The sequence below is a fragment of the Sphingopyxis panaciterrae genome, from assembly GCF_011762125.1.
Taxonomy (GTDB): Bacteria; Pseudomonadota; Alphaproteobacteria; order Sphingomonadales; family Sphingomonadaceae; genus Sphingopyxis; species Sphingopyxis panaciterrae.
Genome location: NZ_JAASQN010000004.1, coordinates 222,585 through 238,498, shown reverse-complemented (window position 1 = coordinate 238,498; position 15,914 = coordinate 222,585). Strand labels below are relative to the sequence as shown.

The 15,914-nt window shown below is 62.7% G+C and carries 9 protein-coding genes; 8 read left to right on the top strand and 1 reads right to left on the bottom strand.

Going from position 1 to position 15,914, the window contains the following annotated elements:
• Nucleotides 1–4: 4 nt before the first annotated feature.
• The 8 genes from FHR22_RS15350 (at nt 5) to FHR22_RS15315 (ending at nt 14,870) form a co-directional block, all read left to right on the top strand.
• Nucleotides 5–2,104 (top strand): PQQ-dependent dehydrogenase, methanol/ethanol family, encoded by a 2,100-nt coding sequence (locus FHR22_RS15350; RefSeq protein WP_243853753.1) that lies wholly within the window; start codon nt 5–7, stop codon nt 2,102–2,104.
• Nucleotides 2,105–2,115: 11 nt separating this feature from the next.
• Nucleotides 2,116–2,592 carry a heme-binding protein gene (locus tag FHR22_RS15345; protein ID WP_166944403.1) on the top strand — a complete coding sequence of 159 codons (477 nt, stop codon included), beginning with the start codon at nt 2,116–2,118 and terminating at the stop codon, nt 2,590–2,592.
• A 629-nt stretch (nt 2,593–3,221) separates the two neighbouring features.
• Nucleotides 3,222–4,100 (top strand): ABC transporter ATP-binding protein, encoded by an 879-nt coding sequence (locus FHR22_RS15340; RefSeq protein WP_166944401.1) that lies wholly within the window; start codon nt 3,222–3,224, stop codon nt 4,098–4,100.
• A gap of 10 nt (nt 4,101–4,110) precedes the next feature.
• On the top strand, nt 4,111–7,740 hold the full coding sequence (locus FHR22_RS15335) for an ABC transporter permease/M1 family aminopeptidase (RefSeq protein WP_166944399.1): 3,630 nt from the start codon (nt 4,111–4,113) through the stop codon (nt 7,738–7,740).
• A gap of 52 nt (nt 7,741–7,792) precedes the next feature.
• A complete protein-coding gene (locus tag FHR22_RS15330; protein WP_166944397.1) occupies nt 7,793–10,168 on the top strand; it encodes a TonB-dependent receptor in 2,376 nt (791 codons plus the stop codon).
• Between the two features lie 239 nt (nt 10,169–10,407).
• Nucleotides 10,408–12,678: a penicillin acylase family protein gene (locus FHR22_RS15325; protein WP_166944395.1), complete on the top strand. Its 2,271-nt coding sequence runs from the start codon at nt 10,408–10,410 to the stop codon at nt 12,676–12,678.
• Between the two features lie 41 nt (nt 12,679–12,719).
• On the top strand, nt 12,720–13,613 hold the full coding sequence (locus FHR22_RS15320) for a CPBP family intramembrane glutamic endopeptidase (RefSeq protein ID WP_166944393.1): 894 nt from the start codon (nt 12,720–12,722) through the stop codon (nt 13,611–13,613).
• Between the two features lie 27 nt (nt 13,614–13,640).
• The gene (locus tag FHR22_RS15315) at nt 13,641–14,870 is read left to right on the top strand and encodes a DmpA family aminopeptidase (protein WP_166944391.1); all 1,230 of its coding nucleotides are present in this window, start codon (nt 13,641–13,643) and stop codon (nt 14,868–14,870) included.
• A gap of 63 nt (nt 14,871–14,933) precedes the next feature.
• On the opposite strand, the gene pip is transcribed toward FHR22_RS15315, so the two are convergent.
• Nucleotides 14,934–15,890, bottom strand: a complete 957-nt coding sequence (gene pip, locus FHR22_RS15310) for a prolyl aminopeptidase (protein WP_166944389.1) — start codon at nt 15,888–15,890, stop codon at nt 14,934–14,936.
• Nucleotides 15,891–15,914: the final 24 nt, after the last annotated feature.

Sequence of the window (15,914 nt, the reverse complement as noted above, 5' to 3'; positions counted from 1 at the left end):
TTCGATGATGGGTGGATGGCGGAACCTGGTCTTGAGCGTCGCTGCGGCGCTGCCGCTTGCGGCTTGCGGCGGCGGATCGGACGGCGATGCCGGCAGAACGGCGGACTGGATGCGCTCCACCGCGCAATATTATGCGGCTTCGCAAGTCGACGCAGCGAATGTGGATAAGCTTGGCGTCGCGTGGGAGTTCGACGGGTTCGTCGTGCGCGGCCGGACTAACCGCGGGGTCGAGGCGACGCCGATCGTCGTCGATGGCGTGATGTACACGACCGGGCCGTGGAGCGTCGTCTATGCGCTCGATGCCAAGACGGGCAAGCTGCTCTGGCAATATGACCCCGAGGTCGACGGCCAGTTCGCGCGGCGGACCTGCTGCGACGCGGTCAACCGCGGCGTCGCGGTCGACGATGGCATGGTCTATGTCGCGACACTCGACGGCTATCTGGCTGGTGTCGATGCCAAGACCGGCAAGCAGAAGTGGAAGGTCGACACGATCACCGACCGCAGCCGCAGCTATGCCATCACCGGCGCGCCGCGCGTGTCGGGCAAGAATGTCGTGATCGGCAATGGCGGCGGCGAAATGGGCGTGCGCGGCTATGCTAGCGCCTTCGACAAGAAGACGGGCAAGTTCGCGTGGCGCTTCTTCATCGTCCCGGGCGACCCGGCGGCGGGCCCCGACGAACATCCCGAGGTGACCGAGGCGCGCAAGACCTGGGATCCCAAATCGGCCTGGGATCTGGGCGGCGGCGGCACCGCGTGGGATTCGATCGTCTATGACCCCGACACCAACATCGTCTATGTCGGCTCCGGCAACGGCAGCCCGCATTCGGTGTGGCAGCGCAGCCCCGCGGGCGGCGACAATCTGTATCTGTCGTCGATCCTCGCGCTCGACGCCGACACGGGCCGCAAGAAGTGGCATTATCAGACGACGCCGCAGGATAGCTGGGACTATACCGCGACGCAGAACATGATCCTGACCGACATGGAAATCGGCGGCAAGCTGCGTAAGGTGATCATGCAGGCGCCGAAGAACGGCTTTTTCTATGTGCTCGACCGTGTGACCGGCGAGCTGTTGTCGGCGGAAAAATATACGACCGTCACCTGGGCCGACCGCGTCGACATGAAGACCGGGCGCCCGGTGCTGACCGAGCAGTCGGACTTTTCGAAAGAGAAGAAGATGGTCTGGCCGTCGGAGGCGGGCGGACATAACTGGCCGCCGATGGCCTATAATGAACAGACCAAGCTCGTCTATATTCCGGTCCTCGAAACGCCGATGACCTTCCAGATGAAACCGATGCCGTATCGGCCGTACAGCGTCGTCCAGGGCACCGAAACCGGCCTGCCGGCGTTTGCCGACCCGAACGACAAGGCGATGGCGCCGATCCTGAAAGGGCAGCCCAAGCCGCGCTTCGAACAGGTGTTGAAGGCCTGGGATCCGGTGAAGCAGAAGCTCGTCTGGAGTTCGAAGGTGATGCCGTTCTGGAGCGGCGGCGTGATGACGACGAGCAACGGGCTGGTGATGCAGGGATCGGCCGATGGCTATCTCAACATCTATGACGGCCGGACCGGCAAGGTGCTTCGCCGCGTCAACATCGGCACTGGCATCATGGCGGCTCCGATGGCCTATGAAATCGACGGGGAGCAATATGTCGCGGTCGCGGCAGGGTTCGGCGGTGCGTTCAACAGCTATTTCATGCCCGGATGGGCAGCGGCCGAGCGTGAAAATCATCCGCGCCTGATCGTTTTCAAACTGGGCGGCGCGCCGGTGAAGCTGGCGGCGCTGCGCAAGCCGATGCCGTTGCTGCCGGCACCCGCCAAATTCCGCGGCACGACGGCGCAGGTGGCGCGCGGCGGGCAGTTGTTTGCGGAGAATTGCGCGCGGTGCCACGGCGATTCGACGGGCTCGGGCGGTTATCCGAACCTGTGGAAAATGCCCCCGGAAACGCACGAAGCCTTTAACAATATCGTGCTCGACGGCGCCTTTGCCTATGCCGGAATGGCGGCGTTCGGCGATATTCTGAGCAAGGAGGATGTCCGCGACATCCACGCCTATCTGGCCGAGCCGGTCGCGACCGAGGACCCGACCGCGCCCACGCGTATTCATTGAGGATCGAACCAATGACCCGACTGCCGTTTATCGCCGCGATTGCGGCAAGCCTGTTCGTCGCGCCGGCGTTTGCCGAGCCGGCGAGCGACGCGATGGTCGGACTGGCCGACGCTCAGCAGATCGCGCAGCGCGCCCAGCGCGCCGCCACCGAAAAGGGGCTCAACATGTCGATCGTGGTGGTTAATCGCGAGGGCCGGGTCATCCTGTCGTACCGGATGGATGGTTCGTCCTTCATCAATCTCGCGCTCGCCGAAAAGAAGGCGGCGACCGCAGCGGCGATCGGGGCACCGACCTCGCTGCTCGAACAGGCGGCCGATGCCGGCAAACCCTCGCTGTTGTCGGTGCCCGGCGCGGCGCTGGTCGGCGGCGGGCTGCCCGTCATGCGCGCCGACAAGGTCATCGGCGGCATCGGGGTCAGCGGCGGATCGCCGCAGGACGACGAAAATGTTGCGAAGGCCGGCCTCGACGGCGGCGCGGTTGCCAAATGAAGGCACGCTAGATACGTCTGCATTCGACCGCTTCCCGCTCGTCCCTTCGTCACCCCGGATCAAGTCCGGGGTGACGCAAATAGAGAGCGGCAAATAACGACCATATCTCGCCGACCCCATCCGGGTTTGCCCAGGATATAATCGCCAAGTGAAGCGGGTCGCGCCAGGATAGGCGCTGACCACCTTATTTTTTGGGTCTCCGCCAGGGGCGGCGAAAGGGTGCGATCCCGTGTCGGCCGCCATATGAGCGGCCGTGTCCTGTCCCGAGCCTTGCCGAAACCCCGCGCCGAAGCGGGACGGGCACCTGCCCGGTGCCGATCGACAGTCCCAAAATCCGCCTTTCGCGGCGGCGAACGAGGCAAGAAACCCGGACTGCCTCTACCCTTAGTCTATCTGGGCCTACGGACCAGAATTACTGTGTTTTGCGTGCCGCCATTTTGGTGCAGCAAGATGTTACGAATAAAAGTCGGAGAGGCATCGAGAATTCCTGTTTGCAGGATGTTGGCGCTTGCATTGCGAGCGACCCAAAGTCGTGAAGTAATAAAAAGTAACAAGAATAAATACTTCGACGCTTTTCAATAAGAAAGCTTCAGAGTTTTCCCATATTATACATTACCGCGGGGACCCCAATGCTCCATATCGAGAATCTTACCCACGTATATCCGAACGGAACGCGTGCACTCGACTCGGTGTCGCTCGATGTGCCGAGCGGGATGTTCGGGCTTTTGGGGCCGAACGGGGCGGGCAAGTCGACGCTGATGCGGACGATCGCGACGCTGCAGGTGCCGACGTCGGGCGCGATCCGGTTCGATGCGATCGATGTGCTGGCCGACCCCGATGCGCTACGCCGGACGCTGGGTTATTTGCCGCAGGATTTCGGCGTCTATCCGCGCGTGTCGGCGTGGGACATGCTCGATCATCTCGCGGTGCTCAAGGGATATAGCAACCGCGGCGAACGCCGCGATGCCGTCGCGACATTGCTCAACCAGGTCAATCTGTGGAGCGTGCGCAACAAGGCGGTCGCCGGTTTCTCGGGCGGCATGCGCCAGCGTTTCGGCATCGCGCAGGCCCTGATCGGCCAGCCGCGCCTGGTGATCGTCGACGAGCCGACCGCCGGCCTCGACCCCGAGGAAAGCAACCGCTTTCTCAACCTGTTGTCCGAAGTCGCCGAGAATATCGTCGTGATCTTTTCGACGCATATCGTGCAGGACATCGCCAATCTCTGCCAGAATGCGGCAATCATCGCAGGCGGCAGGATCATCACCACGGGCTCGCCGAACGAACTGGTCGCGCAGGTCAAGGGCCGCGTGTGGACCAAGACGATCGACAAGCACGAGCTCGACGCGCACCGCGCGCAATATGATGTCATCGCGACCCGGCTCGCCTCGGGCCGCACGGTGATCCATGTGCTCGCCGACAATCATCCCGGGAACGGGTTCGAGGCGGCCGAGGGCGACCTCGAAGACGTCTATTTCTCGACGCTGCTGCCGCTGCGCCGCGCGGCTTGAGGACATAGACATGTTTGGCCACGTCGCTGCATTCGAGCTGAAATACCAGCTTCGCTCGCCCATGTTCTGGGGCACGTTCCTGATCTTCTTCCTCCTTGCTTTCGGCATGGTGGCGTCGGACGATATCCGGATCGGCTGGGGCGGCCAGGTTTTCCGCAACGCGCCGTTTGCGATCGCGCTGCAGTCGGTGATCTGGACGATCTTCGCGATGTTCATCGTCGTGGCCTTCGTCGCCAGCGTCGTGCTGCGCGACGACGAAACCGGCTTTGGCCCGATCATCCAGGCGACGCGCCTGTCCAAGTTCAACTATCTGTTCGGCCGCTTCACCGGCGGTTTCGCCGCTGCCTCGCTGGCGTTCATCAGCGTGCCGCTTGGCCTGCTGGCAGCGTTGATCATGCCCGGAGTCGATCCCGAAACAATCGGCCCGATCAACATCGGCGATTATCTTTACGCCTATTTCCTGTTCTGTCTGCCGACCCTGTTCCTGCTTTCGGCGGGCTTCTTCGCGCTGTCGACGATCACGCGCTCGCTGGTGGCAACCTATGTCGGTGCGCTTGTCGTGCTGGCGATCTATCTGTTCACCAGCATGTATCTGCGGCGTCCTGAATTCGGCGCGCTCGCAACGCTGAGCGATCCGTTCGGGCTCTCCTCGCTCTCCTATGCGACCAAAAACTGGACCGCGAACGACCGCAATATCCTGTTGCCGCCGTTCGTCGGCCTGGTCCTGCAGAGCCGCGCGATATGGTTTGCCGTCGCGCTGGGCTTCCTCGCGCTGGCGTGGCGTTCGTTCATCCGTACCGGTTTCGCGACGCGCGCCGACCGCCGGCCCGCGCGGGGCAAGCTGAACGAAGATGAGTCAGACAATGCGGTCGTCTCGACGGCCACTGCGCCGCCGCCGACCCATCGCGGGCTGGGCTGGGGGCCGCTGGCCGCCTTGACGCGTTTCGAAATGCTCGGCGTGCTCCGCAGCCCGGTGTTCATCGTGTTGCTGGGCTTTGCCTTTCTGAACCAGCTGATCGGCCTGTGGCTTGCCGGCGACGATACGGTGACCGTCATCTATCCGGTCACGCGCGTGATGATCCAGGCGCTCAACGAGCAGTTCATCACCATTCCGTTGTTCATCGCCGCCTTCTACGCCGGTGAACTGGTGTGGCGCGACCGCGAGCGCCGCATGCACGAGATCGTCGATTCGACGCCGTCGCCCGACTGGGCGTTCATGGTCCCGAAGATTCTTGCGATCTGCGCTATCCTGCTGGCGATGGGCCTGATGTCGATCGTCGCCGCGATCGCCGTGCAATGGCTCAAGGGCTTCACCGCGATCGAGTACAGCCATTATTTCACCTGGTTCCTGGCGCCCTGGTTCCTCACCATGGTGATGTATGCGGTGCTCGCGGTATTTGTGCAGACGCTCGCGCCGCACAAGTTCGTCGGGCTGCTGTTCATGCTGCTCTATTTCGTCGCGGAAACGATGCTGCCGACGATGGGATTCGAGAGCCATCTTTACATCTATGCCACCACGTCGCCGACGCCGCTGTCGGACATGAACGGGCTGGGCGATTATGCGGGCTATGCCGCCTGGTATCGCCTCTATTGGACGGCCGGAGCGGTCATCCTCACCGTACTGGCATGGGGGCTGTGGCGCCGCGGCGCATCGGCGCCGCTCAAGGTGCGGATCCGCAAGCTGCCGCAGCGTCTGACCGGAGCGGCGGGTGCGATCGGCGGCGTTGCGGCCCTGATGATGGTCGCGGTCGGCAGCTGGATCTATTATAATAATTATGTGCTGAACGATTTTCCGACGTTCAACGAGAGCCAGCGCTGGGCGGCGAATTACGAAAAGGCACTGCTGCCCTATGAGGCGCATCCGCAGCCGCACATCACCGACATGACGCTCGATGTCGATCTGTATCCCGATCAACTGCGCGCCGTCACGCGCGGCAGCTATGTTATCGAGAACAAGACCGGCAAGCCTCTGACCCAGGTCTATCTCGCCTGGGCGCATCCGTCGGTCACCAAGAGCTTCCTCGGCACGACGATCGAACCGGGGATCAAGCTGCTGTCGCTCGATGTACCGGGCGCGCGGATGACCAAGGAGCTCAAGGACTATAATTTCCGTATCTATACCTATGACAAGCCGATGGCGCCGGGAGAGAGGCGCGAAGTGCGGTTCGAGACGGTGCGCGAGCAGCACGGGTTCCGCAATTCGGGCAATGAGGACCGCATCGTCGGCAACGGCATCTTCCTCAACAATTTCGCGCTGACGCCGAACCTTGGCGTGTCGCGCTGGCCGCTGCTGCAGGATCGCGCCACCCGCCGCAAATATGGGCTCGACCCCGATCTCAAGATCAGCAAGCTGGAGGACGAGCATGCCCGCGCCTTCACCTACCTGCGCCACGACAGCGATTATGTGAACGCCGACGTCACCGTCCGCGGTCCAGTCGATCAGGTGCTGGTGGCGCCCGGCCAGCGCATCTCGCGCACGGTGACCGGCGGCCGCCAGATCGCGCGCTTCCGCACCGAAGCGCCGATCCTCAACTTCTTCTCGATCAACGCCGCCAAATATGCGGTGCGCAAGGATCAGTGGAACGGCATCGGGATCGAAATCTATTACCACCCGACGCACACCTATAATGTCGACCGGTTCGTCGACATCGCGAAGGACGGGCTGGCCTATTATTCGAAGAATTTCGGCCCGTACCAGTTCAAGCAATTCCGCGTCATCGAATTCCCGGTCTACAATAATTTCGCGCAGGCGTTCCCGGGTACCGTACCCTATTCGGAAGGCGCCGGTTTCATCACCAAGATCGATGAGAAGGACGGCGTCGACTTCATCGCCTATGTCACCGCGCATGAACTGGCGCACCAATGGTGGTTCCATCAGGTGACCGGCGCCGACATGGAGGGCAGCACCGTCCTGTCGGAAACGCTCGCCCAATATTCGGCGATCATGGTGATGGAGAAGCGTTACGGCGAAGCGATGATCCGCAAGTTCCTGCGCCGCGGCATGGACGGTTATCTGCGCCAGCGCGGCAAGGAGAATGTCGCCGAACCGACGCTCGAACGCGTTCAGGAGCAGGCCTATGTCCGCTACCAGAAGGGCGGGAACGTCATGTACCTGCTCAAGGACCAGCTAGGCGAGGCCGAGGTCAATCGCGCCCTGCGCAATCTGGTGCAGCAGTTCGCGTTCAAGGGCCCGCCCTATCCGACCGGCCGCCATCTGGTGAACCTGTTGCGCGCCGAGGCGAAGACGCCGCAGCAACAGCAGCTGATCACCGACATGTTCCAGCACATCACGCTCTATGACCTCAAGGTTGCCGGTGCGCAGACGAGCCGCCGCCCAGACGGCAAGTGGAACCTGACGATGACCGTTGAGGCGCACAAGCGCTACGCCGACGGCAAGGGTGTCGAAACCGACGCGCCGCTGGATGCAATCATCGATGTCGGCGTGTTCACTGCCGACCCGGGCGCGAAGGCGTTCGGCCAGGCGAATGTCCTGTCGTTGAAGGCTGAGCCGATCCGATCCGGCAAGCGCAAGCTGACGATGGTCGTGGACAAGCAGCCCAAGTTCGTCGGCCTCGACCCCTATCTCAAATACATCGACCGGAACGTGGAAGACAATGTTGTAGTAGTTGGAGCCAATTAGAAATTTAATATAATTAAATTATAATCTTAACTTAAAATACTAGGGGGATAGTATGAATCATGGAAAGAAATATTGGGTTGGCGGCATCTCGGCTCTGGCGCTGAGCTGTCCGTTTGCGGCGTTGGCGCAGACGATGCCGAACGAACGCGAAGAGCGCGTAGCTGCCGACGAGCGAGCGCGGTCCGACAGCGATATCGTGGTCACGGCGACCCGGCGGGATGAATCGATTCTCCAAGCGCCAATCAGTATCACGGCTTATTCGCAGGAGTCGCTCGATCTGAAGGGCGTGCGGAATATGGAGGATCTCGCCCGCATGACGCCGGGCATCTCGATCAACCAGGGCACATTCGGCATCAAATATCTGGTGATCCGCGGCCTGTCGTCGTCGGTCGGCGCGACCATGAACGGTGTGTATATCGATGACACTCCGGTGCAGGTCCGCTCGGTCAGCCTGACGACCAACTTCTATCCGGCGATGTTTGACCTCGAGCGTGTCGAAGTGTTGCGCGGCCCGCAGGGTACCTTGTACGGCGCTGGCGCGATGGGCGGCGCGGTGCGCTTCATTTCGGCAAAGCCGGGCTTTAGCGAATTTACCGGTTATTCGCGCGCCGAACTGGCGACTACCGAAGGCGGCGGCCTTAGCTATGAAGGCGGTGCGGCTGTTGGCGGCCCGATCATCAAGGACAAGCTCGCCTTTCGCGTGAGCGCCTATTACCGCCGCGACGGCGGCTATATCGACCGCGTGCCGATTGTCGCCAATCGCGGCACGGCGCGGAAGAATCATAACGAACGTGATACCTTTGTCGGGCAAGCGCAGTTGGCGTTCAAGCCGACCGATGATACGACGATTACGGCGGGCGTCTTCCATCAAAAGGCCAATCGCGACAACAGCGACCAGTTCTGGGAATGGCGCGAGAGCAATCCGTATGACCGGCCAGCATATCCCAAATTCACCAGCGGCGAGGGTCTTGATTCCTATGGCCGCGACCGCGCGACGATCTATTCGCTCAAGGTCGAACAGGACCTCGGTCCGGCGACGTTGATCAGCAATACCTCCATTACCGATCGCCGGGTCGTCAACAAGGACGATGCCACCGCATTTTATATCGACATATTTGGTGCCCTCGGTCCGGTGTTTGGTTTCCCCGGTCCGATTCCCGCCGATCTCGACTTTCCCGGCATCGACGAACGGGCGGTCATCAATCTCCAGATGCGCCAGCGCGCCTTCACCCAGGAATTGCGGATCCAGTCCAATCCGGACACGGGCCCGCTCAGCTATGTCGCGGGCGTGTTTTATCAGAACTCGCGTCAGACGGCCGAGGAGTTCGACACCGCACCTGCCACCGACGGGCCGTTCTTGTGGGATGCTTTGGGACTGGTGCCCGTGGTGAATGGCACCGTTGGTTATCTGCTCGACCAAGCGCGCGACAAGCAATTCGCCGTGTTCGGCAATGTGGAGTACCAGTTGACTGACAAGTTGTCGGTGAACGCCGGCCTTCGCTATTCGTACGTGACGTTCGACTTCAGGCAGGTCAGCGGTTATAAATTGCCGACCGATGATGTGAATACCGGCCGCACGTCCGAGAGCCCGATCACGCCGAAGTTCGGTATCGAGTACGAGCCGAACGAGAATTTGATGTTTTACGCTTCGACGGGCAAGGGCTTCCGCCCAGGCGGCACCAACTCGATCCCGGCCCCCGGCACCCTCGACGATGCTTGTCAGGCCCAGTTGCGAAGCCTCGGCTATCCCGATGGATATCCGCCTCGCCAGTATCGGTCCGACAGCACCTGGAGTTATGAGGTCGGGGCCAAGGGGCGCGCCGGTGGCTGGCTGACTTTCGCCGGCGATGTGTTCCAGATCGACTGGACTGACGTGCAGCGGACTCGCAGCGTGTTAAGCTGTGGAAATCCCTTCCTAGACAATCTGGGCAAGTCACGCGCGCGGGGCGTCGAGGGGAAAATCACGGTGACGCCGATCACCGGTCTCTCGCTCGATGCCAACTTCAGCTACACGAACGCGAAGGTGCGAGAGACGCTCACGGTCCCGACCAATCCGCTTCCGATCGTCACCAAGGGCGACCGTTTCGCGCCGCCTTGGATTATTTCGCTGGCGGCGGACTATGAGACTGCGTTGGGAACGGGCGACGCGATCGGCTATGGCCACGTGCAGTATGATTACCGCAGCGGCTATACGACACCAAAGGGCAACGCTGGTTACGACCCAAATTATGCCCTTATCGAAGCCCGCAACTTTGTCAGTGCGCGACTTGGTGTTCGTAGTGGTGGTGTCAATGCCTCCGTGTTCGTGGACAACCTGCTTAATTCGCAGGACGAACTGGGCCGGCTCGCGTTGGGCGGGGGTGAGCGCTTGCTGCGGCAGACCTATCGCCCGCGGACTTGGGGCGCGACATTAAGCTATAGCTTCTAGGGCTCGATCAATCGAGGTCGTCCGGATCCCTTGCTTCCCGGACGGCGTCAAAGACCGGTCCGGTCATTGTGCAGCGCACGATGGCCGGGCCGTTCGGCTATGTCAGGATCATGGAATGGCCGACGCGCCGGTCGTCCCGTGGCTGAGAAAGAAGAAAAGACATGAATATCGCCGCCGTCCTTGCCCCCCCTTCGCTCCGCCCGGACAGGAACGGACGGCCTTGGCGGGCGTGGGGATCGATGGCGGCGCTGTTCGCGGTACCGGCGTTGCTCGCCCCGGCGGCGCAGGCGGCATCGCGTTATGAAGCGACGATTACCCGCACCACCTTCGGCATTCCGCACGTCGAGGCAAAGGATTTCGGCGGACTGGGGTTCGGCGCCGCCTATGCGCAGGCGCAGGACAATATCTGTTTGATGGCGGACGGGTATGTCAGCGCGTCGGGCCAGCGTTCGCGCTATTTCGGTCCCGACGGCGCGACGGTGATCGGGCTCGTCCCCGCGAAGAATATCGACAGCGACCTCTATTATGCGACGATGCAGGACATCAAGGCGCTGCGCGCCGGTTTCGCCAAGACATCGGCCGATTCAAGGGCGCTGATCGCCGGCTGGGTCGCGGGCTATAACCGCTTCCTCCGCGACAATCGGGACAAGCTGCCGGCCGGATGTGCCGGCCAGCCGTGGGTGCACGAAATCACCCGCGACGATGTGTTGCGGTCGTTGAATGGCTTCACCATGCTGGCGGGATCGGCGATGGCGGCGGCGAAAATCGCCGAGGCCGCGCCGCCCGTTGCCGAGGCCGAACATGCCAGTGCGCAGCCGGTCACGTCGGCGCCGCAGTTCGCCGACGAGGTGCGCGCGTCGATGAAGCTGGGCAGCAACGGCTGGGCGTTCGGCGGCGATGCCACGACCGACGGCAAGGGCATGGTCGTCGGCAATCCGCATTTTCCCTGGTACGGTCCCAACCGCTTTTACCAGATCCACCTCACCATCCCCGGCAAGTTCGACGTCGCCGGCGCCGCGATCACCAATCAGCCCTATGTCGGGATCGGTTTCAACAAGGACGTCGCCTGGACGCATACCGTCGACACGGCGGCGCATATGAGTCTGTTCAAGCTGACGCTCGATCCGGCCGACCCGACCGCCTATATCGTCGACGGCAAGCGCGTGCCGATGGAGCGCCGCGAGATCAGCGTCGCAATGAAGGACGGGGCGCCCGTCGTGCGGACACTGTATCTTTCGCGCTACGGCCCGATCCTGTCGATGCCGGGCACCGCCTATGCATGGACGCGCCAGAATGCCTATGCCATCGCCGATGCCAACAAGGGCAATGTGCGCAGCGGTGAAGGCTATCTCGCCATGGCGCGGGCGCGGAATGTGCGCGGCGTCCACGATGCACTGGCCAAATATCTGCACGCGCCGTTTCTTAATACGCTGGCGGCGGACCGGGATGGCAATGCGCTCTATGCCGACATCAGCCCGGCGGTCAATATATCGGCTGAACGCTTCGCCGCCTGCGGTTCGATGTCGCCGCCGACGCCCGGCTTTCTGCAGCGGCTCTATTTCCTCGACGGCAGCCGCTCGGCCTGCGAATGGGAAAAGACGCCGGGCGCGCCGGTGACGGGGCTGCTCCCCGCGGCGCAAATGGCAGCGGTCTATCGGCGCGATTACGTCCAGAACAGCAACGACAGCTATCGCTGGGCGAATATCGAAGCACCGATTGCCGAACTCGGGCCGATGATGGGCCCCGATTTCCATCTGCTGCCCAGCATGCGCACGCGGTCGGGGCTGCAGGAAATCCGGCGCGTCCTGCAATCGGGCAAGTTCGATATCGACCTTGGCATCCAGACGATGCTTGGCAACAAGAATTTTGCCGGCGCCCTTGCGATGCCTTCGATGCGGAAGCTTTGCGAACGTTCCGATGCGCCGAAGCCGGCGTGTGCGGCGCTTGCCAAATGGGACGGCACGGCTGATCTGGGCAGCCGCGGTGCGATGCTGTTTGCGATCTTCTGGGGCAAGACGGGATTGCGGGCCGACCTGTGGACTGACACATTCGATCGCAGCGACGTGATCGGCACACCGCGCACGATCGCGGTCGACGGGGCCGCGGGCGACGCGCTGCTTGCCGACCTTAAATTTGCGGCCGATACGCTGACCAAGATGGGCATCGCGCTCGACGCGCCGCTCGGCGAGGTGCAGTTCGCCGAACGCGGCGAAGAGCGGATACCGATTTCGGGATCGCCGGTGGGCACGCTCAACTATACCGCCGCCTTGCCGGTCAAGGGCGGCTTCGGCGTCGTCCATGGCGCGAGCTATGTGCAGTCGGTCGGCTTCGACGACAAGGGGCCGGTCGCCAAGGCGATCCTGACCTATTCGCAATCGACCGACCCCGCGTCGCCGCATTATGCCGATCAGACGCGCGAATTTTCGAAGCTGGCGCTGCACCCCTATCCCTTCTCGAAGGAAGAGATTGCGGCGCAGGCGATCAGCGAGCCGGTGACGATCCGTCAATGAGCCTGCCGCCGAAGAGGCGGGCCGGAAAAAGGGGAGCAATCATGAATGACGCGCGCCAGGGATCGGCGATCCTGACCTATCTTGTGCTGACGGTAGTTTTCTGTGCGCTGCCCTATTTCCTGATCGGCTATACCGGCGAGGTTGGCGGGGGGAATGCCGGTTATGTCACCGCGCTGATGTGGGGGCCGGCGCTGGCCGCGATCGTTACCGTGTGGCTCAAGAAGCTCGACTGGGCTTCGCTCGGCTTCGCGTGGCGCGATACGCGGTCGTCGTGGTGGAGCTATTTGCTGCCGATCTTCTATGCCGCGGTGGCCTATATGGTCGTCTGGGGCACGGGCATGGGCGGCTTCGCGGAGCCTGAGAGCATCGCGGCGCTCGCCGATCGACTCGGCTGGACCTTCACCGATCCGGAGCGCTTCGTTCCCGCCTATTTCCTGTTCGTCGGCATTACCGGGATCATCGCCGGGACCGCGCGCGGGCTGGGCGAGGAGATCGGCTGGCGCGGTTTCCTGGCGCCGCGGCTGCACGACAAGTTTGGTTTCACCGGCGGCGCGGCGGTGACGGGCGTCATCTGGACATTGTGGCATGTCCCGCTGATCCTGTTCGCCAATTATAACAGCGGGGCGCCGCAATGGTTCGCGCTGACCTGTTTCTTCATCATGGTGATGAACCTCAGCTTCATCATGGCGTGGTTCCGGTTGAAGTCGGGCAGCGTCTGGCCGGCCGCGATCATGCACGGCAGCCACAACCTGTTCATCCAGACGATCTACACGCCGCTCACCGCGCCGAAGGGCGATGTCACCGCCTATGCGATCGACGAGTTCGGTTTCATGATCCCGCTCACGACCTTCGTCATTGCGCTGGTCCTGTGGCTGCAGCGCGACCGGGCGATCACGGCTTATGAAACACGGAAGGCCGCGCATGACGCGGGCTGAAATCTTGGCGATAAAAGGGGATTGGTCATGAATGGACGACGTCTCGGATGGGGACTGGCCTCGGTGCTGGCGATCGGATCGCTCGCGCCGGGCGTGGCGGCAGAGGAGCCGCGCGCCCGCGATCTCGGCGTTCCCTTCCACGGCGATCCCGGTCCGCTCAATGCCATCACCGACGTGCCTGGCGTCGAGGTCGGGCACAGCACGATCATCAAGGGCGACGGGCCGCTCGAGGTCGGCGTCGGTCCGGTGCGTACGGGGGTCACTGCGATCCTGCCGCGCGGCAAGAATTCGACCGTGCCGGTGTTCGGTGCCTGGGCGACGGCCAATGCAGCGGGCGAGATGACCGGGACGATCTGGATGGAAGAGCGCGGGTCGTTCGACGGGCCGGTGATGATCACCAACACGCACAGCGTCGGCGTCGTCCGCGATGCCGTGGTCAAATATCTGGCCGACAGCAAGGCGTGCTGCCTGTTCTACACCCCGGTCGTTGCCGAAACCTGGGATGGCTTCCTCAACGATGTGAACGGTCAGCATGTGAAGACCGAACATGCGTTGCAGGCGATCGCGACCGCTAGCGGCGGGCCGGTTCCCGAAGGCAATGTCGGCGGGGGCACGGGCATGGTCTGCGCCGGGTTCAAGGGCGGCATCGGCACCGCCTCGCGCAAGGTCGATATCGGGGGCAAACAATATACGGTCGGCGTGCTGGTCCAGTGCAATTACGGGGCGCGGCCCTTGCTGCGCATTGCCGGCGCGCCGGTCGGACAGGAACTTGCCGCCAGCTATCTGCCGTGCAGCGACCTGCCGGGCAAGGCGGTCTACAAGCCCGAGCGGCGCTGTACCCCGATCAGCAAAAAGCCCTATGAGCCCGAAGGCTCGATCATCGTCGTGATCGCGACCGACATTCCGCTGCTGCCGCACCAGCTCAAGCGCATCGCCAAGCGTCCGACGCAGACGATCGGGCGGATGGGCGACATCAGCCACAATCTGTCGGGCGATATCTTCATGGCTTTCTCGACCGCCAACGCGGGGGCGCTCGACGAAAGCGCGGCGGGAGTACAGGCGGTCTCGGCGATCTCGAATTCGGAGATCACCAAGGTGTTCGAGGCGGCGGTCGATGCGACCGAGGAATCGATCGTCAACGCACTGGTCGCGGCGAAGACGATGACGGGACGCGACGGCGTCACCGTCTATGCGCTGCCGCACGAGGAACTGCGGACCATCCTGGCAAAATATGGCCGGCTGCCCGGCGCCAAGTAGAATTCCTCGCTTACGTCATCCCGGCGTTGCCGGGATGACGATTTAAGTAAATGGGATCACATCTTACCGAGCGCGGGCGAAGCGGTCGGTCGCTTCGATTAGTTCGTGGAGGATGCCCGGCTCGTTGAAGACGTGCCCGGCACCTTCGACGATGCGCAGGTCCGAACCGGGCCAGGCCTGATGCAGCTCCCACGCGCGCCGCAGCGGGCAGGGGATGTCGTAGCGGCCGTGAACGATCACCCCCGGAATAGCGGCAAGGCGGCCAGCGTCGCGCAGCAACTGTTCGGGTTCGAGCCAGCAGTCGTTGAAGAAATAATGATTTTCGATCCGGGCAAAGGCGATGGCATAATGATCCTCGCCGAAGTTCGCGCTCAACTCTTCATCGGGGAGCAATGTAATCGTCCCGGCTTCCCACACGCTCCATGCCTTGGCCGCTTCGAGCTGGGCAGCGCGATCGCTGCCGGTCAGGATGCGATTATAAGCAGCGACGAGATCCCATCGCTCGGCCGGCGGCACGGGGGCCAGAAAGCCTTCCCATTTGTCGGGATAGATCTGTGACACGCCGAACTTGTAATACCAGTCGACATCGCGGTCGGCGCCGAGGAAGATGCCGCGCAGGATGAGCTCGCTCACATGTTCGGGATGCGTTTCGGCATAGGATAGCGACAGCGTCGACCCCCAGCTGCCGCCGAAGACGAGCCAGCGATCGACCCCCGTCATTTCACGCAGCCGCTCGATATCGGCGACAAGATGCCATGTCGTATTGGCGTGCAGTTCGGCATGCGGGATCGACCGGCCGCAGCCGCGCTGGTCGAACAGCAGCACATCGTAAAGCGCGGGATCGAAGAGTTGGCGATGCGCGGGCGAGCAACCGGCGCCGGGCCCGCCGTGCAGGAAGACTGCCGGCTTGGCGCCGGGAGTTCCGCAGCGCTCATAATAGAGCTGGTGGCCGTCGCCGACGTCGAGCATTCCCGATTCATAGGGTTCGATTGCGGGATAAAGGGTTCGCAAGTCCTGCATTACTGGGCTCCGTGGCTGGAAAGG